Source organism: Nocardioides aequoreus, from assembly GCF_000720335.1.
Taxonomy (GTDB): Bacteria; Actinomycetota; Actinomycetes; order Propionibacteriales; family Nocardioidaceae; genus Marmoricola; species Marmoricola aequoreus.
Map to the genome: position 1 here is coordinate 20,886 of NZ_JOJN01000017.1, position 22,664 is coordinate 43,549.

General features: G+C 74.1%; 21 protein-coding genes and 1 pseudogene. 7 read left to right on the plus strand and 15 right to left on the minus strand.

Features of this window, described 5'->3' with window-relative positions:
- Nucleotides 1–22: 22 nt before the first annotated feature.
- The 12 genes from coaBC to IG63_RS0118990 all read right to left on the minus strand — a co-directional run bounded on the left by coaBC (nt 23) and on the right by IG63_RS0118990 (nt 12,379).
- Nucleotides 23–1,273 carry a bifunctional phosphopantothenoylcysteine decarboxylase/phosphopantothenate--cysteine ligase CoaBC gene (coaBC, locus tag IG63_RS0118935; RefSeq protein WP_051707237.1) on the minus strand — a complete coding sequence of 417 codons (1,251 nt, stop codon included), beginning with the start codon at nt 1,271–1,273 and terminating at the stop codon, nt 23–25.
- A gap of 13 nt (nt 1,274–1,286) precedes the next feature.
- Nucleotides 1,287–1,634: a DNA-directed RNA polymerase subunit omega gene (rpoZ, locus tag IG63_RS0118940; protein ID WP_030485909.1), complete on the minus strand. Its 348-nt coding sequence runs from the start codon at nt 1,632–1,634 to the stop codon at nt 1,287–1,289.
- Between the two features lie 52 nt (nt 1,635–1,686).
- A complete protein-coding gene (gmk, locus tag IG63_RS22365) occupies nt 1,687–2,256 on the minus strand; it encodes a guanylate kinase (protein WP_030485910.1) in 570 nt (189 codons plus the stop codon).
- 20 nt (nt 2,257–2,276) lie between these two features.
- Nucleotides 2,277–2,594 carry an integration host factor, actinobacterial type gene (gene mihF, locus IG63_RS23135; protein ID WP_030485911.1) on the minus strand — a complete coding sequence of 106 codons (318 nt, stop codon included), beginning with the start codon at nt 2,592–2,594 and terminating at the stop codon, nt 2,277–2,279.
- Between the two features lie 146 nt (nt 2,595–2,740).
- Nucleotides 2,741–3,202, minus strand: coding sequence for a hypothetical protein (locus tag IG63_RS0118955; protein ID WP_030485912.1), 462 nt, complete (start codon nt 3,200–3,202; stop codon nt 2,741–2,743).
- On the minus strand, nt 3,202–4,041 hold the full coding sequence (gene pyrF, locus IG63_RS0118960) for an orotidine-5'-phosphate decarboxylase (protein ID WP_030485913.1): 840 nt from the start codon (nt 4,039–4,041) through the stop codon (nt 3,202–3,204). Before pyrF ends, IG63_RS0118955 begins: the two co-directional genes overlap by 1 nt.
- Complete coding sequence (locus tag IG63_RS0118965) at nt 4,038–5,123, minus strand: quinone-dependent dihydroorotate dehydrogenase (protein ID WP_030485914.1); 1,086 nt, start codon at nt 5,121–5,123, stop codon at nt 4,038–4,040. The genes pyrF and IG63_RS0118965 overlap by 4 nt, the downstream gene beginning before the upstream one ends.
- Nucleotides 5,120–8,440, minus strand: a complete 3,321-nt coding sequence (carB, locus tag IG63_RS0118970) for a carbamoyl-phosphate synthase large subunit (RefSeq protein WP_030485915.1) — start codon at nt 8,438–8,440, stop codon at nt 5,120–5,122. The genes IG63_RS0118965 and carB overlap by 4 nt, the downstream gene beginning before the upstream one ends.
- A complete protein-coding gene (gene carA / locus IG63_RS0118975; protein ID WP_030485916.1) occupies nt 8,440–9,609 on the minus strand; it encodes a glutamine-hydrolyzing carbamoyl-phosphate synthase small subunit in 1,170 nt (389 codons plus the stop codon). Before carA ends, carB begins: the two co-directional genes overlap by 1 nt.
- A gap of 97 nt (nt 9,610–9,706) precedes the next feature.
- The gene (locus tag IG63_RS0118980; RefSeq protein WP_051707239.1) at nt 9,707–10,537 is read right to left on the minus strand and encodes an ABC transporter ATP-binding protein; all 831 of its coding nucleotides are present in this window, start codon (nt 10,535–10,537) and stop codon (nt 9,707–9,709) included.
- On the minus strand, nt 10,534–11,373 hold the full coding sequence (locus IG63_RS0118985) for an ABC transporter permease (protein ID WP_211249407.1): 840 nt from the start codon (nt 11,371–11,373) through the stop codon (nt 10,534–10,536). Before IG63_RS0118985 ends, IG63_RS0118980 begins: the two co-directional genes overlap by 4 nt.
- Before the next feature lies 1 nt (nt 11,374).
- Nucleotides 11,375–12,379, minus strand: a complete 1,005-nt coding sequence (locus IG63_RS0118990) for an ABC transporter substrate-binding protein (RefSeq protein WP_051707241.1) — start codon at nt 12,377–12,379, stop codon at nt 11,375–11,377.
- A gap of 108 nt (nt 12,380–12,487) precedes the next feature.
- On the opposite strand from IG63_RS0118990, the gene IG63_RS0118995 reads away from it, so the two are divergent.
- Nucleotides 12,488–15,040 (plus strand): ATP-binding protein, encoded by a 2,553-nt coding sequence (locus tag IG63_RS0118995; RefSeq protein ID WP_030485920.1) that lies wholly within the window; start codon nt 12,488–12,490, stop codon nt 15,038–15,040.
- 99 nt (nt 15,041–15,139) lie between these two features.
- The gene (locus IG63_RS0119000) at nt 15,140–15,967 is read left to right on the plus strand and encodes a class I SAM-dependent methyltransferase (protein ID WP_030485921.1); all 828 of its coding nucleotides are present in this window, start codon (nt 15,140–15,142) and stop codon (nt 15,965–15,967) included.
- 24 nt (nt 15,968–15,991) lie between these two features.
- Here the strand turns inward: IG63_RS0119000 and IG63_RS0119005 are convergent, their stop codons facing one another.
- The 3 genes from IG63_RS0119005 to pyrR are packed head-to-tail and all read right to left on the minus strand — an operon-like array spanning nt 15,992 to nt 18,848.
- Entirely contained in the window at nt 15,992–17,290 is a 1,299-nt protein-coding gene (locus IG63_RS0119005; protein ID WP_030485922.1) for a dihydroorotase, read from the minus strand.
- The gene (locus IG63_RS0119010) at nt 17,287–18,255 is read right to left on the minus strand and encodes an aspartate carbamoyltransferase catalytic subunit (RefSeq protein ID WP_051707243.1); all 969 of its coding nucleotides are present in this window, start codon (nt 18,253–18,255) and stop codon (nt 17,287–17,289) included. The genes IG63_RS0119005 and IG63_RS0119010 overlap by 4 nt, the downstream gene beginning before the upstream one ends.
- Nucleotides 18,252–18,848: a bifunctional pyr operon transcriptional regulator/uracil phosphoribosyltransferase PyrR gene (gene pyrR / locus IG63_RS0119015; RefSeq protein WP_051707246.1), complete on the minus strand. Its 597-nt coding sequence runs from the start codon at nt 18,846–18,848 to the stop codon at nt 18,252–18,254. Before pyrR ends, IG63_RS0119010 begins: the two co-directional genes overlap by 4 nt.
- Before the next feature lie 95 nt (nt 18,849–18,943).
- Here pyrR and IG63_RS0119020 point away from each other — a divergent pair, with 95 nt between their 5' ends.
- The 5 genes and pseudogenes from IG63_RS0119020 to IG63_RS0119040 form a co-directional block, all read left to right on the plus strand.
- Nucleotides 18,944–20,098, plus strand: a complete 1,155-nt coding sequence (locus tag IG63_RS0119020) for an MFS transporter (protein WP_030485925.1) — start codon at nt 18,944–18,946, stop codon at nt 20,096–20,098.
- Between the two features lie 31 nt (nt 20,099–20,129).
- The gene (locus tag IG63_RS0119025) at nt 20,130–20,507 is read left to right on the plus strand and encodes a VOC family protein (RefSeq protein WP_030485926.1); all 378 of its coding nucleotides are present in this window, start codon (nt 20,130–20,132) and stop codon (nt 20,505–20,507) included.
- Complete coding sequence (locus IG63_RS0119030) at nt 20,504–21,439, plus strand: aminotransferase class IV (protein WP_030485927.1); 936 nt, start codon at nt 20,504–20,506, stop codon at nt 21,437–21,439. Before IG63_RS0119025 ends, IG63_RS0119030 begins: the two co-directional genes overlap by 4 nt.
- Nucleotides 21,436–22,158: a sulfotransferase-like domain-containing protein gene (locus IG63_RS0119035; RefSeq protein ID WP_084597337.1), complete on the plus strand. Its 723-nt coding sequence runs from the start codon at nt 21,436–21,438 to the stop codon at nt 22,156–22,158. The genes IG63_RS0119030 and IG63_RS0119035 overlap by 4 nt, the downstream gene beginning before the upstream one ends.
- 208 nt (nt 22,159–22,366) lie before the next feature.
- Nucleotides 22,367–22,664, plus strand: a pseudogene (locus IG63_RS0119040) (hypothetical protein); the annotation flags it as partial.

A 22,664-nucleotide genomic window follows, 5' to 3' on the forward strand; every position in this document is an offset into this window, starting at 1 on the left:
TAACCGAGGGCCGCGGCACGGCTCAGCGTGTCTCGCCGTCGGCGCGCAGGCGCACCACGGCGTCCCAGATCACGTGCGAGAGCGCGGACTTCGAGCCGCGCGGCACGGGCGTGGCGCTGCCGTCGGCGGCGAGCAGCACCGCCTCGTTGTCCTCGGAGCCGAAGACCGCGCCGCCGGAGACGTCGTTGAGCACCAGCAGGTCGCAGCCCTTGCGTGCCAGCTTGGCGCGGGCGTGGGCCAGCACGTCGCCACTGGCGTCGCCGGTCTCGGCGGCGAAGCCGACGACCAGCGTGTCGGGACGCGGCCGGTCGGCGGCCAGGCCCGCGAGGATGTCGGGGTTCTGCACGAGCTCGAGGGGCGGGGCGCCGCCGTCGTCGCTCTTCTTGATCTTGCTCGTGGAGACCTCGGCGGGGCGGAAGTCGGCGGGCGCGGCCGCCATCACCACGGCGTCGGCCGCGACGCTCGCCTCGAGCACCCGCTCGCGCAGCTCGGCGGTCGTCTCGACCCTGACCACCTTGACCCCGGCCGGGTCGGCCAGCTCGGTGTTGGCCGCCACCAGCGTCACGCTGGCGCCGCGGGCCGCCGCCGTGCGGGCCAGGGCGTACCCCTGCCGGCCCGAGGAGCGGTTGCCCAGGTAGCGCACCGGGTCGAGGTACTCGCGGGTGCCGCCGGCGGAGACGACGACGTGCCACCCGGCCAGGTCCTGGCGCGCGTCGCCGCGGACGAGCACGTCGAGGGCCGCGTGGAAGATCTCCTCGGGGTCGGGCAGCCGCCCCTTGCCGGTGTCGGCGCCGGTGAGCCGCCCCTCCGCGGGCTCGAGCACGACCACGCCGCGCTCCCGCAGCGTCGCGACGTTGGCGCGGGTCGCCGCGTGCTCCCACATCTCGGTGTGCATGGCCGGTGCCACGACGACCGGACAGCGCGCGGTGAGCAGCGTGCTCGTCAGCAGGTCGTCGGCCATGCCGTGAGCCGCCCTGGCCAGCAGGTCGGCGGTGGCGGGGGCGACGACGACCAGGTCGGCCTCCTGCCCGAGCCGGACGTGGGGGACCTCGTGCACGGAGGTCCACACGTCGGTGGCCACCGGCTTGCCCGACAGCGCGGCCCAGGTGGGCGCCCCGACGAACTCCAGCGCCGCGGCCGTGGGGACCACCGTCACGTCGTGGCCCGACTCGGTGAGCCGCCGCAGCAGCTCACATGCCTTGTACGCAGCGATCCCGCCGCTCACGCCCAGGACGACCCTGGGACGCGGGCGACGGGACCCACCGGTGCTCAAGGACCGGTCCCGACTACTGCTCGGAGGACTCGGGGGCCGGCGGCTGCTCGGCGGCCTGCTCGGCGGCCGCGGTGGCGATCGCCTCGGCGGCGGCCTCCTCCGGGTCGACGGCCTCGCAGGTCAGCAGGTCCTCGTTGATCTCGCGCAGCGCGATCGACAGCGGCTTCTCCTGCACGTGGGTGTCGACCAGCGGGCCGACGTACTCCAGCAGGCCCTCGCCCAGCTGGGAGTAGTAGGCGTTGATCTGGCGAGCACGCTTGGCGCTGTAGAGCACGAGCTGGTACTTGCTGTCGGTCTTGGTGAGCAGGTCGTCGATGGGAGGGTTGGTGATGCCCTCGGCGACGGGACCGGACGCGGTCATGAGACCTCTTCTGCTTCGGGGATGTGGCTGGCGGCGGGCGGGCGAACGAGCCTCACGCCTCGCCATACTCCATCAACTCTACCAACCGCTCCCCCGCCTCGGCGACTCGACGGTTGACCACGGTGACGTCGAACTCCCGCTCGGCGGCCAGCTCCTCGTGCGCGGTGCGCAGTCGCCGCTCCCGCTCCTGGGCGGTCTCGGTGCCCCGCCCCACGAGCCGGCGCTCGAGCTCCTCGAAGGAGGGCGGGGCGAGGAAGACGAAGCGGGCCTGCGGCATCCGCCGGCGGACCTGGCGGGCTCCCTGCAGGTCGATCTCGAGCAGCGCGAGCCGCTGCTCGGCGAGCGCCTCGTCGACGGGCCGCCGCGGCGTGCCGTAGCGGTGGACGCCGTGCACGACCGCCCACTCCAGCAGCGCGTCGGCGGCGACGAGGCGGTCGAACTCCGCGTCGTCGACGAAGTGGTAGTGCACCCCGTCCTGCTCCTCGGGGCGCGGGCGGCGCGTGGTCACCGAGACCGAGATCCAGACCTCGGGGTGGTGCTCACGCACCCACGCCGTGACGCTGCCCTTGCCGACGGCCGTGGGCCCGGCGAGCACGGTGAGGCGCGAGGCCCCTCGGCTCACCCCGGGGACGGCCTCGGGACTCACTCGCTGGCGAACTCGTCGACCAGCGCCTGCACCTGCTTGGCGCCCAGGCCGCGGACGCGACGGCTCTCCGAGATCTTCAGCCGCTCCATCACCTGCTTGGCCCGCACCTTGCCGATGCCCGGCATCGACTGGAGCAGCTCGCTGACGCGCATCTTGCCGACGACCTCGTTGGTCTGGCCCTCGGCGACGACGTCGGCCAGGGACGCACCGGAGTGCTTCAGACGGTTCTTGACCTCGGCGCGCTCGCGTCGCGACGCAGCGGCCTTCTCCAGCGCTGCCTGGCGCTGCTCGGGTGTCAGGGGCGGCAAAGCCACGGGGAGGGTCCTCTGCTTCTGGCCCGGCGAGCTCGAGCCGGTCGGGGTCTGGGGGAGGTCTGCACAGTAGTCAGCCGAGGTGAGCGCCTGCAACGCGGGTCGCGCCTCTCCGGCGTCGCCATGGTCACAGTGGCCGAGGCGGCTCCTCAGAGCCCGAGATTGACCTTGCAGACGTCGCGCGCCTGGGTCTCGATGCCCGCCGCCGCCTCGACCACGTCGGGGGCGCGGAGGCGGTCGGCCGCCGTCGCGACGGCCTCCCGGTCGGGGGCCGCGAGGCCCTCGGGAGGCTCCCCGTCCTCGAAGTCCGAGGGCGCCACGCCGGCCTCGTCGAGCGCGTCCTGGAGGCCGTGCAGCGCGTCGGTGAGGGTGTCCCACTCGTCGCGCAGGTCGCGGGGAGCCTGGGCGCCGAGCTCGTCGAGCAGGTCGAGCCCCGAGAGCAGCGCGGTGGGCGAGCCCGAGGAGACCAGGTCGGCCAGCTCCTGCCGGTCGGCGGCCAGCTGCTCGCAGTAGTCCTCGGCCGTCGGCTCTCCCCCGCAGGCCACCAGCGGGACGCTCAGCGCGACGACCAGCAGCGCGCGCCGCAGCCCGCGCGGTGCGGGGGGCCTCATCACGCTCCCCGCTCGGTCAGCCGCCCCAGCTCCTCGGAGGTACGCCGGGCGGCGTCGCGCAGCGCGGTCGGGTCGGGTCCCGGGCCGAGCACCTCGCGCGAGCTGGAGGCCAGCACCCGGTCGAGCACGCCGGCGAAGATCCGGCGCACGTCGTCGGCGGTGCCCCCCTGCGCCCCGAGGCCGGGCACGAGGAGCGGCCCGCCGACGTCGAGGTCCTCCGCGGTGTCGCCGATCGTGGCGCCGACCACGGCGCCGAAGGAGCCGTGGCCCCACGTGGCGGCGTTGAGCTCGCGCAGCGCGTCGAGCACCGAGCCCGCGACGGTGCGCCCGTCGGCGGTGACGGCCTGCTGGAAGGCCGGCGCCTCCGGGTTGGAGGTGAGGGCGAGCACGAAGGCGCCCGTGCCGTGGCGGCGCGCGGTCTCGAAGACCGGGCCGAGGCTGCCCACGCCGAGGTAGGGAGAGACCGTGATGGCGTCGACCGCGAGCGGCGAGGCCGGGTCGAGGTAGGCGTCGGCGTAGCCCTGCGCGGTCGAGCCGATGTCGCCGCGCTTGACGTCGAGCACGACCTGGGCGCCCGCCTCGCGGCTGGTCGCGACGACCTGCTCGAGCACGGCGACGCCGCGGCTGCCGAAGCGCTCGAAGAAGGCCGACTGCGGCTTGACCGCCGCCACCTCCGGCGCCAGGGCCTCCGCCGCGGTCAGCGCGAAGCGCTCGAGGCCGTCGACCGTGTCGGGCAGGTCCCACGCCGCCAGCAGGCTGGCGTGCGGGTCGATCCCCGCGCAGAGCGGGCCACGCTCGCGCATCGCCTCGCGCAGCCGGGTGCCGAAGTCGTCGCTCATCGGGCCGCTACTCCCGTCGCTCCCCCGGTGTCCTGCGCGAGGGCCCGGTTGAGCCGCGACGGCCATCGCGGGCCCTCGTAGACGAAGGCGGTGTAGCCCTGCAGCAGGTCGGCGCCCGCGTCGAGCCGCTCCCGGGCGTCCTCGACCGTGGTGATGCCGCCGACGCCGATCAGCGTGGGCTCCGGTCCGAGCCGCTGCCGCAGCAGGCGCAGGACCGCCAGGGCGCGCTCGCGCACCGGCGGGCCCGACAGCCCGCCGGGTCCTGCCGCCTCGACCTCGGCGAGCGAGCTGGTCAGCCCGGTGCGCGCCGTCGTGGTGTTGGTCGCGATGACGCCGTCGAGGCCCAGGGCCAGGGCGAGGTCGGCCACGGCGAGCACGTCGTCGTCGGAGAGGTCCGGGGCGATCTTGACCAGCAGCGGCAGGTGCTCGTTGGTGACGTCGTCGGCCCGGCGGCGTACGGCGCGCAGCAGCGGCTCGAGCTTGGCCACCGCCTGCAGGTCGCGCAGCCCGGGGGTGTTGGGCGAGGAGACGTTGACCACCAGGTAGTCGGCCCAGGGGGCCAGGAGCGAGGTGCTGCGGAGGTAGTCGTCGACCGCCTCCTCCTCGGGCACGACCTTCGACTTGCCGATGTTGATGCCGAGGGGCACGCCGCCGCGGCGGCCCGTGCGGTCGAGCCCGCGCGCGGCCAGCCGGCGCGCCACCACCTCGGCGCCGTCGTTGTTGAAGCCCATCCGGTTGACGATCGCGTGGTCGGCGGGCAGCCGCACCAGCCGCGGTCGCGGGTTGCCGGGCTGCGGCTGCCCGGTCACCGTGCCGACCTCGACGGAGCCGAAGCCCAGCGAGGCGAGGGCGTCGACGCCCACGGCGTTCTTGTCGAAGCCGGCCGCCAGTCCCAGCACGCCCGGGAAGGTGAGCCCCATGGCGTGCACCGGCTCTCCCGCCGACCGCAGCCGCGCGGCGCCCGCCGCGAGCAGGTGGGTCGCCGGACGCGCCCGGCGGATGGCGGCGAAGCCGACCTGGTGGGCGCGCTCGGCGTCGGCGCGGGTCAGCACCCGGTCGAAGAGCTGGTGGTAGAGCGTCACCGCCGCGCCTGCCGCGCCCAGTCCTGCAGCGAGCGGACGCCTACGTCGGCGGCCCGCAGTGCCTCGATCCCCTGCACCGCGGCCCCGAGCCCCTGCACGGTCGTGATGCACGGGACGTTGTTGACGATCGCCGCGGTGCGGATCTCGTAGCCGTCGACCCGCGCGGAGGCGCCCGACGTCGACCCGTGCGGGGTGTTGACGATGAGGTCGACCTGGCCGTCCATGATCAGCTGCACCGTGGTCGGCTCGCCGTCGGGTCCCGGACCCTCGAAGTGCTTGCGCACCACGGTCGCCCGGATGCCGTTGCGCCGGAGCACCTCCGCGGTGCCCTGGGTCGCCAGGATCTCGAAGCCGTGGTCGGCGAGCACCTTGATCGGGAAGATCATCGTGCGCTTGTCGCGGTTGGCCATGCTCACGAAGACCCTGCCGCTCGTGGGGAGCGAGCCGTAGGCCGCGGCCTGGCTCTTGGCGAAGGCCGTGCCGAAGTCGGAGTCGAAGCCCATCACCTCGCCGGTCGACTTCATCTCCGGACCGAGAACCGTGTCGACCTGCTTGCCGTCGGCGGAGCGGAAGCGGTTGAAGGGCATCACCGCCTCCTTGACCGCGATCGGCGCATCGCCGGGGAGGTCGCCGCCGTCGCGCTCCGGCAGCGCGCCCTCGGCACGCAGCGCGCTGATGGTCTCGCCGAGCATGACGCGCGCCGCGGCCTTGGCCAGCTGCGTAGCCGTGGCCTTGGACACGAAGGGCACCGTCCGGCTCGCGCGGGGGTTGGCCTCCAGCACGTAGAGCACGTCGGAGCCGAGGGCGAACTGGATGTTGATCAGCCCGCGCACCCCGATGCCGCGCGCGATCGCCTCGGTGGCCTCGCGGATCCGGCCGATCTCCACGGCGCCGAGCGTGATCGGCGGCAGCGCGCAGGAGGAGTCGCCGGAGTGGATGCCGGCCTCCTCGATGTGCTCCATCACGCCGCCGAGGAAGAGGTCCTCGCCGTCGTAGATGGCGTCGACGTCGATCTCCACGGCGTCGTCGATGAAGCGGTCGACGAGCACCGGCCGGTCGGGGCTGATCTCCGTGGCGGCCTCGATGTAGGAGCGGAGCGACTCGTCGTCGTAGACGATCTGCATGCCCCGCCCGCCGAGCACGTACGACGGCCGCACCAGCACCGGGTAGCCGACGGTGGCGGCGATCCGCTGCGCGTCGGCGTACGTCGTGGCGGTGCCGTGCATCGGCGCGGTCAGCCCGGCCTCGGCGAGCACGCGACCGAAGGCACCCCGCTCCTCGGCGAGCTCGATGGCCGCCGGCGGCGTGCCCACGATCGGCACGCCGGCGTCCTCGAGGCCCTGCGCGAGCCCGAGCGGGGTCTGGCCGCCGAGCTGGACGATCACGCCCGCGACGGGACCCGCCTGGCGCTCGGCGTGCACCACCTCCAGCACGTCCTCGAGGGTGAGCGGCTCGAAGTAGAGCCGGTCGGAGGTGTCGTAGTCGGTGGAGACGGTCTCGGGGTTGCAGTTGACCATCACGGTCTCGTACGCCGCCCCGCCCTTCGAGGCGCTGAGCGCGAGGCTCGCGTGCACGCACGAGTAGTCGAACTCGATGCCCTGCCCGATCCGGTTGGGACCCGAGCCCAGGATGATCACCGCCGGCAGCTCCCGGGGCGCGACCTCGGTCTCCTCGTCGTAGGAGGAGTAGTGGTAGGGCGTGCGCGCCGCGAACTCCGCCGCGCAGGTGTCGACGGTCTTGTAGACCGGCCGCACCCCCAGGGCGTGGCGGACGCCGCGGACGACGTCCTCCTTCATGTCGCGCATCTTGCCCAGCTGCACGTCGGAGAAGCCGTGCCGCTTGGCCAGTCGCAGCAGGTCCGGGGTGAGCTCGGGCGCGTCGATGACGGCCTGCGCGACCTCGTTGATCAGCGAGAGCTGGTCGACGAACCACGGGTCGATGCCCGTGGCGGCGTGGATCTCCTCGAGCGACGCGTCGGCGCGCAGCGCGTCCATCACCAGCTTGAGGCGGCCGTCGTGCGGCACCGCGATGCGCGCCAGCAGGTCGGCCTTGTCGAGGTCGACGAAGCGGTGGCTCCAGTCGAAGACGGCGTCGGCCTTCTCCAGGCTCCGCAGCGCCTTCTGCAGCGCCTCGGTGAAGTTGCGGCCGATCGCCATCGCCTCGCCCACCGACTTCATGTGGGTGGTGAGCTGGGGATCCGCGGCGGGGAACTTCTCGAAGGCGAAGCGCGGCACCTTGACCACGACGTAGTCGAGCGTGGGCTCGAAGCTCGCCGGGGTCCCGAAGCCGGAGCCCGAGGTGATGTCGTTGGGGATCTCGTCGAGGGTGTAGCCGATGGCGACCTTGGCCGCGATCTTGGCGATCGGGAAGCCGGTCGCCTTCGACGCCAGCGCGCTGGAGCGGCTGACGCGGGGGTTCATCTCGATGACCACGACGCGGCCGTCGGCGGGGTTGACCGCGAACTGGATGTTGCAGCCGCCGGTGTCGACGCCGACCGAGCGGATGATGCCGATCGAGAGGTCGCGCAGGTGCTGGTACTCGCGGTCGGTGAGCGTCATCGAGGGCGCCACGGTGATGGAGTCGCCCGTGTGCACGCCCATCGGGTCGAGGTTCTCGATCGAGCAGACGATCACGACGTTGTCGGCCGTGTCGCGCATGACCTCGAGCTCGTACTCCTTCCAGCCGAGGATCGACTCCTCGAGGAGCACCTCGGTGGTCGGGCTGGCGGCGAGACCGGTGCCGGCGATGCGTCGCAGGTCGTCCTCGTCGTGCGCCATGCCGGAGCCGGCGCCGCCCATGGTGAAGCTGGGACGCACCACCATCGGGTAGCCCAGGTGCTCGGCCGCCTCGAGGCAGTCGTCCATGGAGTGGCAGATCCAGCTGCGGGCGGTCTCGCCGCCGAGCTCCTCGACGATGCGCTTGAAGGACTCGCGGTTCTCCCCGCGCTCGATCGCCTCGATGCTGGCGCCGATCAGCTCCACGCCGTACTTCTCGAGCACGCCGGCGGCGTCGAGCGCCATCGCGGTGTTGAGGGCCGTCTGCCCGCCCAGCGTCGCGAGCAGCGCGTCGGGGCGCTCCTTCTCGATGACCTTCTCGACGAACTCGGCCGTGATCGGCTCGACGTACGTCGCGTCGGCGAACTCCGGGTCGGTCATGATCGTGGCCGGGTTGGAGTTGACCAGGACGACCCGCAGGCCCTCCTCCTTGAGCACCCGGCACGCCTGGGTGCCGGAGTAGTCGAACTCGCAGGCCTGGCCGATCACGATCGGCCCGGAGCCGATCACGAGGACGGACTCGATGTCGGTGCGCCTGGGCATCAGAGATCACCTGCCAGCAGGGAGACGAAGCGGTCGAAGAGGTAGGCCGCGTCGTGCGGTCCGGCCGCGGCCTCCGGGTGGTACTGCACCGAGAAGGCCTTGAGGCGACCGTCGGCGTCGCGCAGCTCGAGACCCTCCACGACGTCGTCGTTGAGGCAGACGTGGCTGACCGTCGCGTGGCCGTAGGGCGTCTCGGTGGGGCGGTCGAGCGGCGCGTCGACGGCGAAGCCGTGGTTGTGCGCGGTGACCTCGACCTTGCCGGTCGTGCGGTCCATCACCGGCTGGTTGATGCCGCGGTGGCCGTAGCGCAGCTTGTAGGTGCCGAAGCCCAGCGCCCGGCCGAAGAGCTGGTTGCCGAAGCAGATGCCGAAGTAGGGCAGCCCCCGCTCCAGCGCCCCCTGCAGCAGCTCGACCTGCGCCGTGGTCGCGGCCGGGTCACCGGGGCCGTTGGAGAAGAAGAGGCCGTCGGGCTCGACCGCCAGCACCTCCTCCAGCGTCGCGGTGGCCGGGAGCACGTGCACCTCGAGCCCGCGCTGGGCCATCATCCGCGGGGTGTTGGCCTTCAGGCCGAGGTCGAGCACGGCGACGCGGAAGCGCGCCCCCTCCCCGGACGAGCCCGCAGTGTCGGCCGGGACGACGTACGCCTCCGGGGTCGTCACCTCGCCGGCCAGCTCGGTGCCGGCCATCTCGCCGCTCTGCTGCACGCGGGCGAGCAGCGCCGCGGGATCGGACTCGGTGGTGGAGATGCCCACGCGCATCGCGCCGCGCTCGCGCAGGTGGCGGGTCAGGGCGCGGGTGTCGACGCCGCTGATGCCCACCACGCCCTGCGTGCGGAGCTCGTCGTCGAGCGAGCCCTGCGAGCGCCAGCTGCTCGGCACGCGGGCGGGGTCGCGCACGACGTAGCCGCTGACCCAGATGCGACGCGACTCGGGGTCCTCGTCGTTGATGCCGGTGTTGCCGACGTGCGGGGCGGTCATCACCACGACCTGGCGGTGGTACGACGGGTCGGTCAGCGTCTCCTGGTAGCCGGTCATGCCGGTGGAGAACACCGCCTCGCCGAAGGTCTCCCCGACGGCGCCGAAGGCCTCGCCGTGGAAGGTGCGACCGTCCTCGAGGACCAGGATCGCGGGGGCTGCTGAGGGGCTCGTGCTCGGGGCATGCGGTGGCACGCCGTACCTCCTTCTCCGCCTCACCGGACGGACCGTTAAAGGACGTTCAGGCTGGCGCTGACCCTACCAGCGCGGTCGGGCGCCACCGCGCCACCGTCTACGGCGCGGACTCCTCCCCGTGCACCGCCGCGACGAGACGCCGCTCCAGGGCGTTGAAGCTCTCGCCGTTGACGTCGCGCTCGTCGCCGAGGTCGACCGTCACCACCTGCGAGACGTGCCCCGGCACGCCGTGCGAGGCGCCGCCGCTCATCACCACGACGCGATCGGCGAGGTAGCAGGCCTCCTCCAGCGAGTGCGTCACCAGCAGCACCGTGGTCCCGGTCTCGCGGTGGATCCGGCGCAGCTCGTGCTGCATCTGGGTCCGGGTGAGCGCGTCCAGGGCGCCGAAGGGCTCGTCCATCAGCAGCAGCGCCGGGTCGTTGGCCAGCACGCGCGCGATCGCGACGCGCTGCTGCATGCCACCGGAGAGCTCGCCGGGGAAGCGGTCGGTGAAGCGGCTCAGGCCGACGGTCTCGATGACCTCCAGCGCGTGGCGGCGCGCCGTCTGCCGGGGCACGCCGCGCTGCCGCGGGCCGAAGGTGACGTTCTCCCGCACCGTGAGCCAGGGGAAGAGGCCGTAGTCCTGGAAGACCACCCCGCGCTCGGACCCGGGGCCGGTGACCGGCCGGCCCCCCACCTCGACCACGCCGGAGGTCTGCGACTCGAAGCCGGCGAGGATGCGCAGCAGCGTGCTCTTGCCGCAGCCGCTCGCCCCCACCACCGCGACGAACTCGCCGGGGGCGACCTCCAGGTCGACGTCCGCCACGGCCTCGACGTCGGGCTCGCCCCGGCGTCCCGGGTAGCGCTTGCCGACACCGTCCAGCACCACCCCGCCCGCCTGGGCGTGCCGCGTCACCCGGGTCAGCGCGGAGCGCGCCCGGGACCTCATGCCCGCACCAGCGGGCGACGACCGAAGAGCAGCCCCAGACCTCGCACCAGGACGCGGTCGGAGAGGAAGCCGGCGAGCCCGATCACGATCATCCCGACCACCACCCGGTCGGTGCGCACCTGCTCGCGGGCCAGCGTGATCATCGCGCCCAGCCCGGTGTCGATGCCGTTGGCCTCGCCCAGGACGAGGATGACCCAGGCCAGGCCGAGCCCGATGCGCAGCCCGCTCACGATGCCCGGCGTCGCCGCCGGGACCACCACCTTGAGCAGGATCCCCCACCCGCTGGTGCCGAGCATCCGCCCGGCCTCGACCATCCGCGGCGGGACCTCCTTCACCGCGGCGAGCGTGTTGAGCAGGATCGGGAAGAAGGCCGAGAGCGTGATCAGGAAGACCGTGGCCTGGTTGCCGAAGCCGATGATCAGCAGCACGAGCGGGACCCACGCCGTCGCGGGGATCGGGCGGAACAGGTTGACCGCCGGGTCGAGGGCGGCGTTGACCCACACGAAGCGGCCCATCAGCACCCCCAGCGGGACGCCGATCGCCGTCGCCAGGCCGAAGCCCGCCAGCACGCGGCTGGTCGAGGCCCCGAGGTGCTCCCACAGCGCCGCGGAGTAGGCGTCGTCGTAGAGACCGCCGAAGGCGAAGTCCCACAGCAGCCGCGCGACCTCGACCGGCGGCGGCAGGAAGGCCATCTTGATGCCGAAGACGAGCACCCACTGACCGCGGACCCCGAGGTCCCAGAGCAGCACGATCAGCAGCAGCACGCCCACGCCGAGGGCGGCACGCAGCGCGGCGTCGGTGCGGCCGCCCCGGCGACCGGCGGTGAGGGACGCCACGTCAGGAGTCGCTGGGCTCGTCGCGGGACGCGAACGACGTGTCGACCACGTCGCCGACCTCCGGCGCCTCGGGGATCATCCCGAGCCGTGCCATCTGCGCCGCCAGGTTGCCGATCTGCTCCTCGTAGGTCGGCGAGAGGTCGGAGCGCAGCCAGAAGTTCTCCAGCGCCGTGCTGAAGACCTCCTCGTCGCCGCCGTACTCCTCGACCATGTCGGGCAGCCAGTCGTCCTGGTTCTCCGACATGAAGGTCGTGGCGGCGGCATGGGTGTCGACCACCTGCTGCACCAGCTCGGGGTCCTCCTCGATCTGCTCCCCCGTCGACAGCAGCGCGATGTTGAGCCGCCCGATCTCGGTGGAGTAGGGATCGGCGATCGAGGTGCCGCCGTTCGCCAGCGCCAGCGAGACCCCGATCTCGGGGGCGGCGAAGGCGTCGATCTGCCCGGTCTGGAAGGCGTTGAAGAACTCCGGGGCGGTCAGCGAGACCAGGTCGAGGTCGTCCACGTCGACGCCCGCCTCCTCCAGCACCAGCTGGAAGGCGACGTACTGCGAGCTGGACTCGAGGTAGCCGACCTTGGCGCCGACCAGGTCCTCGACCGAGCTCATGCCCTCGCCGCCGACGATGCCGCTGCCGCCGTCGGCGGCCGCGGCGACCACCTTGATGTCACGGCCGCCCGCAGCGCCGGCGATGGTGGCGGTGATGCTGCCGACCGCGAAGTCGATCGACCCGCTCAGCAGGGCGTCGTTGAGCGCGGGGGCGGTCTCGAGGGCGACCGCCTCGAAGGTCACGTCCTCCGCGCCGGCCTCCTCCGCGAAGCGCTCGTAGAGGTACGGCGCGTAGAAGTGCGGCTGACCACGGAGCGTGCCGACCTTGACGACCGTGCCGCCGTCGTCCGCGGCCTCACCCCCGCCGGTCGAGCAGGCGCCGAGGACGAGCGCGAGCAGGGCGACGAGGAGAGCGAGGGGGGTCCGGTGGGCAGGACGGCGGGTCCGAGACGGGGTGGGCATGGCGGCACCCTGCGTGCTCGGCGTTACGGGACCGTGTGCGCGACGTTGCGCGGGTGTCACCTCGCTCGGGGGCTGCCGAGCAGCCCGGTCGAGGCCTACGCTCGGGACGTGACCGGCCAGCTCCTGGAGCGGGAGCGCGAGCTCGAGGCCCTGCTCGCCGCCACGCGGGCGGGTGCGTCCGGCGCGGGCGCGGTCGTGCTGCTGCACGGCGAGGCCGGCATCGGGAAGTCGACGCTGGTGGAGGAGTTGCGGCTGCGGGTCGAGGACGACGTCGTGCCCGGCCGTGTCCTGGTCGGCCACTGTGACGACCTCGCGACCCCGCGGCTGCTCGGACCGCTGCGCGACCTGGTGCCGGTGGTGGGCGCGGCGCTGGCCGTCGCGCTGCGCGGCGACGACCGCGACCGGCAGCTGGCGGCCCTGGTCGAGGAGCTCTGCTGGCCGGGGCACCCCACGGTGCTCGTCGTCGAGGACGCCCACTGGGTCGACGAGGCCACGCTCGACGTGCTGCGGGTGCTGGTGCGACGTCTCGAGGGGCTGCCCGCGGTGCTGGTGCTGACCTACCGCGAGGTCGACCGCCGTCATCCGCTGCACCGGCTGCTGGCGGCCGCGCACCGCGGCCGGTGCACGGACCTCCCCCTGGCGCCGCTCACCGCCCCCGCCGTGGCGGCCCTGGGCGGCGACGCGGAGCTGCACCGGACCACCGGCGGCAACCCCTTCTTCGTCCACGAGGTCCTCGCGCACGGCGGCGGCGTGCCGGCCAGCGTGGTGGAGTCGGTGCTGGCCCGGCTCGACCACCTCTCCCCCGCCGCCCGCGCCGCCGTCGAGCAGCTCTCGGTGCTCACCGCGCCCGCGACCCGGGAGGTCGTCGACGACCTCGTCGCCGGCGGCTTCGACGCGCTGGCTCCCGCGGAGGAGCACGGACTGCTCTCGGTCGCGCCGAGCCGTGTCTCCTTCCGCCACGAGCTCACCCGGCGCGCGGTCGTCGACGCGCTGCCTGCGGCGCGCCGCGCGGCCTGCCACGCGGCCGCGCTCACCTCGCTCGACCGCCCCGGCGCCGACGTGGCGATGCTGGTGCACCACGCCGTCGGTGCGGGCGACGCCGAGACCGTGGTGCGGCTGGGCCCGGGTGCAGCCCGGGCCGCGGCCGCGGCCGGGGCCCACCTCCAGGCGGCCGCGCACTACCGCGCCGTGCTCGAGCACCGCGGGCTGGTCGAGCGGGAGCTCGGCGACGCGGGGCTCGCCGAGCTGCTCCAGGAGTCAGCCATCGAGGGGTACGCCGTCGGCGACGGCGACCGGGTGGCGCTCGACGACCAGGTCGAGGCGGTGGGGCTGCGCCGACGGCTGGGCGACCAGCAGGAGCTCGGCACCGCGCTGCGGTGGCTCTCGCGGATCGCCTGGTGGTGCGGTGACGTCCGCCTCGCGGCGCGCGCCGGATCCGAGGCGGTGACCCTGCTCGACCGTCACGGCACCACGGCGCAGCAGGCACTCGCCCACAGCAACCTCTCGCAGCTCGCGGTGCTGGGCACCCGGCTGGCCCAGGCCCAGACGCACGCCCGCCGCGCCATCGAGCTCGCGCGGGAGGCGGGCGACCCCGTCGTCGAGCTGCACGCGGTCAACAACCTGGGGCTCGCGCGCTGGAAGGCCGGCGAGGACGACGGCCGCGCGCTGCTCGAGGAGTCGCTGCACTCCGCCCTGCGCCTCGACGCCCACGAGCACGCCATCCGCGCCTACTGCAACCTGGCCTGGCAGTGCCTGGCGACGGCCCTCCTCGACGACGCGACGGCGTACCTCGACGAGGCGCTGATGCACGCCGAGCGTGCCGAGCACGTGGCCTTCGCGCGCTACCTGTCGGTGGAGAAGGCGATGGTCGCCGTGGCCCGGAGCGAGTGGGACGCCGCGCGCGAGCTGGCGGCCGCGGGCCGCGACACGACGCTGCCGATCCGGTGCGGCGCCGTCACGGTGCTGGCCCAGGTCGCGCTCCGCACGGGAGACCCGGCCGCCGACGCCCTCGTCGACGAGGCGTGGAGCATCGCCGCCACCCTCGACGAGGTGCAGCGCACGGGACCGGCGGCGGTGGTCCTCGCCGAGCGAGCGCTGCTGCGCGGCGACGGCTCGGGCCGGACCGAGGTCACGCGGGTCCGCGACGAGGCGGCGGGGTGGGGCTACCTCGCCTTCGTCGAGCAGCTGGACTGGTGGCGGGCGGCGGCGTACGACGAGGGCGGTCGTGACTGGAGCGCCGAGGCAGCGGCGATGGAGTCGCGCGGCTACCGCTACGAGGCGGCGCTCGCCCTCTCGCTCGTCCCGCGGGCCGACGCCCGGGCCGAGGCGCTGCGGCGGCTCGACGCCCTCGGCGCCCGGCCACTGGCCGACCGGGTGCGCCGGGGGCTGCTGCGCGACGGCGTCGCCGCGGTGCCGCGCGGGCCACGCCCGGAGACGCGGGCCCACCCCGCCGGGCTGACGCCGCGGCAGGTGGAGGTGCTCTCGCTGCTGGCCGAGGGCTGCACCAACGCCGACATCGCGGCCCGGCTGGTGCTCTCGGTGCGCACCGTCGACCACCACGTGACGGCGGTGCTGCACAAGTGCGGCGCGACGACCCGGCGCGAGGCGGTCGCCCTCGCACGGGAGCAGGGGTGGGTCGCCGCGACGGCCCGGGATGGGTAGGGCGCCGGCCCGACCTGGGTGGTCGCCACCGATGCCGGCCGCGCGGAGCCGGCCGTAGGAAGGAGGGAGCCCAGGACCGGACCACCGGAAGGAAGCCCCATGACCACCACCACGACCGACAGCGCCGACCGCGCCCTGAAGGACCGCCACCGCGCCATGTGGGCGCTCGGCGACTACCCCGCCGTCGCCCGCGACGTCATCGCCGACCTCGGGCCCGTGCTCGTCGAGGCCGTCGGCGTGCACGACGGCTGCCGCGTGCTCGACGTGGCCGCGGGCAGCGGCAACGCCGCCCTCCCGGCGGCCCGCGCCGGGGCCGCGGTGGTCGCCTCCGACCTCACGCCCGAGCTGCTCGACGTGGGTCGCCGGCTCGCCGAGGCCGAGGGCCTGACGCTGGAGTGGCAGGAGGCCGACGCCGAGCACCTGCCTCACGCCGCCCACTCCTTCGACGCCGTCATCTCCTGCGTCGGCGTGATGTTCGCCCCCCACCACCAACAGGCGGCCGACGAGCTGGTGCGGGTGTGCCGCCCGGGCGGGTCGCTGGGTCTGGTCAGCTGGACGCCGGCAGGCTTCATCGGGCGCCTCTTCGCCACCATGAGGCCGTACGTCGCCGCCCCGCCGCCCGGCGTCAGCCCGCCGCCGCTGTGGGGCGACGAGCAGCACGTGCGCGACCTGCTCGGCGACCGCGTCGCCGACGTCCGGGCGGAGCGTCGTCGGCTCCGCGTCGACGCCTTCGCCCGGCCGGAGGACTTCCGCGACTTCTTCAAGGCCGCCTACGGCCCCACGATCGCGGCGTACCGCGGCCTGGCCGACGACCCCGACCAAGTCGCCGAGCTCGACGCGGCCCTCGCGGACCTCGCCCGGGACGCGATGGACGCCGACGGCGTCATGGCGTGGGAGTACCTGCTGGTGGTCGCCCGCGTCGTGTGACGCCCACCCGTCGCGGGGCGGGCCTCAGGTGAGCTTGCCGTCGAGCACCGTGGCCCGCCCGCGCAGGAAGGTCGCGACGACGCGACCTGGCAGCTCGCGCCCGGCGTACGGCGTGTTGCGCGAGAGCGAGGCCGTGTCGGCCGGGTCGACCACGCGGGTGGTGGCGGCGTCGTAGAGCACGACGTTGGCCGGCTCCCCCACCTCGATCGGCCTGCCGTGCCCGGCGAGGCGGCCGATGCGGGCCGGGGCGTAGGACATCCGCTCGGCCACGCCCGTCCAGTCGAGGGCGCCGGTGTCGACGATGGTCTGCTGCACGATCGAGAGCGCGGTCTCGAGGCCCAGCATGCCGAAGGCGGCGGCCGGCCACTCGCAGTCCTTGTCCTCGTGCGGGTGGGGCGCGTGGTCGGTCGCGACGATGTCGATGGTGCCGTCGGCGAGCCCCGCCCGCAGCGCCTCGACGTCGGAGGCGGAGCGCAGCGGCGGGTTGACCTTGTAGATAGGGTCGTAGGTGGCGGCGAGCTCGTCGGTGAGCAGCAGGTGGTGCGGGCAGGCCTCGGCGGTGACGTCCCAGCCCTTGCTCTTGGCCCAGCGCACGATCTCGACCGAGCCGGCGGTGGAGACGTGGCAGACGTGGAGCCGGGAGCCGACGTGGGCCGTGAGCAGGCAGTCGCGGGCGATGATCGCCTCCTCGGCGACCGCAGGCCAGCCCTGCAGGCCGAGCCGACCGGAGAGCTCGCCCTCGTTCATCTGCGCGCCCTCGGTGAGCCGGGGCTCCTGCGCGTGCTGGGCGACGACGCCGTCGAAGGCCTTGACGTACTCCAGCGCCCGGCGCATCAGCACCGGGTCGGCGACGCAGTGGCCGTCGTCGGAGAAGACGCGCACGCGCGCCGCGGAGTCGGCCATCGCGCCGAGCTCGGCCAGCCGCTCGCCTCCCAGCCCGACCGTGACCGCGCCGACGGGCTGCACGTCGCAGTAGCCCGCCTCCGTGCCCAGGCGCCAGACCTGCTCCACCACCCCGGCCGTGTCGGCGACCGGCGCGGTGTTGGCCATGGCGTGCACCGCGGTGAAGCCGCCCATCGCCGCCGCCCGGGTGCCGGTCTCGACGGTCTCGGCGTCCTCCCGGCCCGGCTCGCGCAGGTGGGTGTGCAGGTCGACGAGGCCCGGGAGGGCGACCAAGCCCTCCGCGTCGACGACCTCGGCGCCCGCGGCCGACAGCCCCGGGCCGACCTCGGCCACGACGCCGTCGCGCAGGACGAGGTCGGTGGGCTCGCCGCCGAGGACGCGCGCGCCCCTGACGACGTACGTGCTGGTCTGGGGGCTCATGCCTCTCCACCTCCGCTGGGTCGATCCTCGGCTCCGCCGATCGCTGCCTCGGACCCTCCGAGCAGCAGGTAGAGCACGGCCATCCGCACGGCCACGCCGTTGGTCACCTGCTCGACGATGACCGACCTGTCGGAGTCGGCGACGTCGGCGGTGATCTCCATGCCGCGGATCATCGGGCCGGGGTGCATCACGATGGCGTGGTCCTGCAGCGTCGCCATCCGCCGGGCGTCGAGCCCGTAGCGGCGGCTGTACTCGCGGACGCTGGGGAAGAAGGCGGCGTTCATCCGCTCGCGCTGCACCCGCAGCATCATCACGACGTCGGCCTTCGGCAGCACCGCGTCGAGGTCGTAGGACGTCTCGACGCCCCAGCCCTCGATGCCCAGGGGCAGCAGCGTGGGCGGCGCCACGAGCGTCACCTCGGCGCCCAGCGTGCGCAGCAGCAGCGCGTTGGAGCGCGCCACCCGGCTGTGCAGCACGTCGCCGACGATCGCCACCCGTCGCCCGTCGAGCGGGCCGAGGTGCCGGGTCATGGTGAAGGCGTCGAGCAGCGCCTGGGTCGGGTGCTCGTGGGTGCCGTCGCCGGCGTTGACCACGCTGCTGCGCGACCACCCGGCGTGCGCCAGCAGGTGCGGCGCCCCGCTGGCCCAGTGGCGGCACACGACGGCGTCGGCGCCCATCGCCTCGAGCGTGAGCGCGGTGTCCTTGAGCGACTCGCCCTTGGAGAGCGAGGAGCCCTTGGCCGAGAAGTTGATGACGTCGGCCGAGAGCCGCTTGGCCGCCGCCTCGAAGGAGATGCGGGTGCGGGTGGAGTCCTCGAAGAAGAGGTTGACCACGGTGCGCCCGCGCAGGGCGGGCAGCTTCTTGATCGGGCGGTCGGCCAGCGAGCGCATCTCCTCGGCGGTGTCGAGCACCAGCTGGGCGTCGTCGCGGGTCAGGTCGCCCGCGGAGAGCAGGTGGCGCCTCACCGGATCGTCACCCCGTCGTGGCCGTCGGACTCCTGCAGCCGGACCGCGACCTTCTCGACCAGCGAGGTCGGGAGGTTCTTGCCGACGAAGTCGGCGCGGATCGGCAGCTGCCGGTGGCCGCGGTCGACGAGCACGGCGAGCTGCACCGCCTCGGGGCGGCCGATGTCGTTCATCGCGTCCAGGGCGGCGCGGATGGTGCGGCCAGAGAAGAGCACGTCGTCGACGAGCACCACGGTGCGGCCGTCGAGTCCCTGCGTGGGGATGTCGGTGTGCATCAGCGCGCGGGCCGGGCGCAGCCGGAGGTCGTCGCGGTACATCGTCACGTCGAGGGACCCGACGGGGACGTCGACGTCCTCGACCCGCGACATGATCGCGGCGACGCGCTGGGCGAGGTGGACGCCGCGGGTCGGGATGCCGAGCAGCAGCAGTCCCTCGGAGCCCTTGTTGCGCTCCAGGATCTCGTGGGAGATGCGGGTCAGCGCCCGGTCGATGTCACGGGCGTCGAGGACGACGCGGCCGGGCTCGGGGCCGGGGTCGGAGCCTCCGCCCGAACCCTCGTCGGGGCCGTCGGTCTCAGGTGGCGCAGCGCTCACGCCGACCTCCTTCTCCGCCTCACGGGACGGCTCGTTAAAGGATGTCTGCCGGGGCCCGACCCTAGCAGCGGGCGGCGGCCTGTCAGGATCGGCGCGTGCGTGTGTCTCGGGGCCTGGCCGGTGTGCTCGGGGTCCTCACCGCGACGGGGTGGGCGGCCAACCACTTCTCGGCCACCATCCCCGTCTTCGTCGACGACCGCGGACTCTCGGTCGCGCTGCTGGACGCCGTCTTCGGCATCTACGCGCTGGGGCTGCTGCCCGGCCTGGTGACGGGCGGCTCGCTCTCCGACCGGGTCGGGCGGGCGCGGGTGGTGCTCCCCGGCGCCCTGCTGGCCGCCGTCGGCACGGTGGTGCTGCTCTCGTGGCACGACCCGGCGGGCCTCCTCCTCGGGCGCTTCGTGGTCGGGCTCGGTGCGGGGCTCACCTTCGGCGCGGGCACGGCCTGGGCCGCCGACCTCGGGGGTACGACGGGCACGGTGCTGGCGGGCGTCTTCCTCACGGCCGGCTTCGGCGTCGGTCCGCTCACCTCCGGGGCGCTGGCCCAGTGGGCTCCCGGTCCGCTGGTCACGCCCTTCGCCCTCTCGCTGGTGCTCTCGCTGGCCGCGGTGGCCGTGGCCTGGCGCGTCAGCGTGCCGGTCTCGGGACGCCCCCACGGCGACGCCGGACCGGCGTCGCCCGCCCCGCACCAGTCGGCGCGCGCCGCGCTCACCTGGTCGCTGCCCGTGGCGGTCGTGGTCTTCGGCAGCGCCACCGTGGCCCTGGTGACCCTCACCCCCCGGCTCCCCGCGGGGGTCGACGGCCCGTTCCTCTTCGGCGTCTCGGCGATCCTCTCGCTGGGCGGCGGGGTCGGCGTGCAGGCCCTCGCCCGCCAGCGGGGCTGGGGCCCGCGCTCGGGCGTGGCCGGGTTGCTCGCCTCCGCGCTCGGCTTCGGCCTGGTGGCCGCCGGTGGCGAGCAGGTCGGCGTCCCGCTCTTCGTGGTGGTGTGCGTCGTCATGGGCGTGGCCTACGGTCTCTGCCTGCGCGAGGGGCTCCTCGACGTCGAGACCCTCGCGCCCCCCGCCCGTCGCGGGCTCCTGACCGGGGTCTTCTACGTCGCCACCTACCTCGGCTTCGGGCTCCCGCTGCTGCTCACGCTCCTCGACCCGTACGCCGGCGTGGTGCTGCCCGCCGCCGGCTTCGCCGTCCTCGCGCTCGCCCTCGCCGCGTGCCGCGGCGTCCAGCTCCGCGGGGGGCACCCCGCACGCGCATGACGGTGTCGGCGCCGGCTGGCAGGATCGCCGCATGATGGATCACGTCGGCGTCCAGTGCGACGACCTCGCTGCGTCGCGCCGCTTCTACGAGCACGTGCTGGAGCCGCTCGGCTTCCACGTGATGATCGACCACGAGGTGGCGCTCGGCTTCGGCGACGGCACCCATCCGCGCTTCTGGATCGGTGAGCGCACCGACGAGCAGCCCAACCGACCCAGCCACCTCGCCTTCGAGGCGCCGTCGCGCGGCGCGGTCGTCGCCTTCTACCAGCGCGCCGTCGACCTCGGCCTGGAGAGCCTGCACGAGCCCCGGGTGTGGCCGGAGTACCACCCGGGCTACTACGGCGCCTTCGTGCGCGATCCCGACGGCAACAACGTCGAGGCCGTCCACCACACCGTCGAGCCCGCGTGAGCACGGGCACGCAGCACTCGGCCACCGACCCGCGCAACGAGTCGGTCCTGGTCTGGGTCGACGGCGCGCTGGTCCCGCGCGCCGAGGCGACGGTCTCGGTCTTCGACTCCGGCTTCGTGCTGGGTGACGGCGTGTGGGAGGGGCTGCGGGTGGTCGGTGGCCATCCCGTCTTCCTCGAGGCCCACCTCGACCGCCTGGAGCAGGGCGCGCGGGCACTACTGATCGACCTGCCGCCACGCCCCGAGCTGGTCGACGCGATCTACCGGACGCTCCGCGCCAACGAGATGACCGACGGCGTGCACCTGCGCCTCATGGTCAGCCGCGGCGTCAAGGCGACGCCCTACCAGGACCCCCGCGTCACGATCGGCCCCCCGACCGTGGTCGTGGTCGCGGAGCACAAGGTCGCCTCGCCGGAGACGGCCGCCGACGGCATCACGCTCTTCACCACCCACGTGCGGCGCGCGCACCCCGACACCCTCGACCCGCGGCTCAACGCCCACTCCAAGCTCAACGACGTCACGGCCTGCATCCAGGCCTACACCGCCGGCGCCGACGAGGCGCTGATGCTGGACCCCGACGGCTTCGTCGCGACCTGCAACAGCACCCACTTCTTCGTCGTCACGCGCGCCGGCGAGCTCTGGACCTCCGACGGCCGCTACTGCTTGCACGGCATCACCCGGGCCAACGTGCTCGAGGTCGCCCGAGACGCCGGCATCCCCACGCACGAGCGCACCTTCAGCCTCACCGACGTCTACGACGCCGCCGAGGCCTTCGTCACCGGCACCTTCGCCGGCGCGGTGCCGGTCCGGCTCGTCGACGGCCGGGTGATCGGCCGGGGCCTGCCCCACGAGGGCGGCCGCGGCCCCGTCACCGCCCGCGTCCAGGAGCTGTACGCCGCCCACGTCGCGGCCGACGTCGCACGCCGGTCATGACCGCGGCCGCCACCGTGCGCGTCGCGATGTGGAGCGGTCCCCGCAACATCTCCACCGCGATGATGCGCTCCTGGGAGAACCGGCCCGACACGGTCGTGGTCGACGAGCCCCTCTACGCGGCGTACCTCCAGGCCACCGGGCTCGAGCACCCCGGGCGCGACGCCGTGCTCGCCTCCCAGCCCACCGACTGGCGCGACGCCGTCGCGGCGCTGGCCGACCCCGTCGACGCCCCCGTGCACTACGCCAAGCACATGACCCACCACCTGCTGCCCGACATGCCGCTCGGATGGGTCGCCGACCTCCGCAACGTGCTGCTGATCCGCGACCCCCGTGAGGTGGTGGCGTCCTACGTCCGCTCCCGCGAGGCGTGCGAGCCCGACGACATCGGACTCCTGCAGCAGGTCCGCCTCTTCCACCACCTCGGCGGCGACGTCCCCGTCATCGACGCCACCGACTTCCTGCGCGACCCCGAGACGCACCTGCGCTGGCTCTGCGACTGGCTCGGGCTCGACTTCACCGAGCAGATGCTGCACTGGCCCGCCGGCCCCCGCGACTCCGACGGCGTGTGGGCGCCGTACTGGTACGACGCCGTGCTCGCCTCCACCGGCTTCGCGCCGTACCAGCCCCGCGAGGTCTCGCTCAGCCCCCACGACGCCGCCGTCGCCCAGACCTGCCTCCCGGCGTACGACGAGCTCCACGCCCACCGCCTCCACCTCTAGCCGGTCGCGCCGGCGTCGGGCATGGCCGAGGCTCAGGGCTGCCGGTCGAGCCTGTCGAGACCCCGTACGCCGCCCACCCACCCGTACCTCGGGTGGTCGAGGAGGTCGCGCAGCGACCGTCTCGAGACCCCGTCACTCGTCCAGACGGCTTGTCCACAGACTGTAGAACACCTGTTCGATTGTCAGTGAAGCGGCGTAGAATCCCCTCATGGAGCCCAGCCCCCACCACCCCAAGCGCCAGGTCCTCGACGTCCTCGTCGCCGCCCGCGCCGAGGAGCACGAGGTGCAGGTCCGGCAGTTGCGGCTCGCGCTGGAGTGGGCGCTGCTGCACCCCGCTGCAGACGGTGCGGCGTACGCCGGCTGGGGTGACGACGGCCTCGTCCTGGGCGACGGTGTCGGCGGCCCGATCCCGCTGGCCGGGGACGGCGCACCGCTCGTCGCCGCGGCCGCGCCCCTGGAGCTGGCTGCCGCGCTGGGGCGTCCGGCCGAGCACGCCCAGCAGCTGC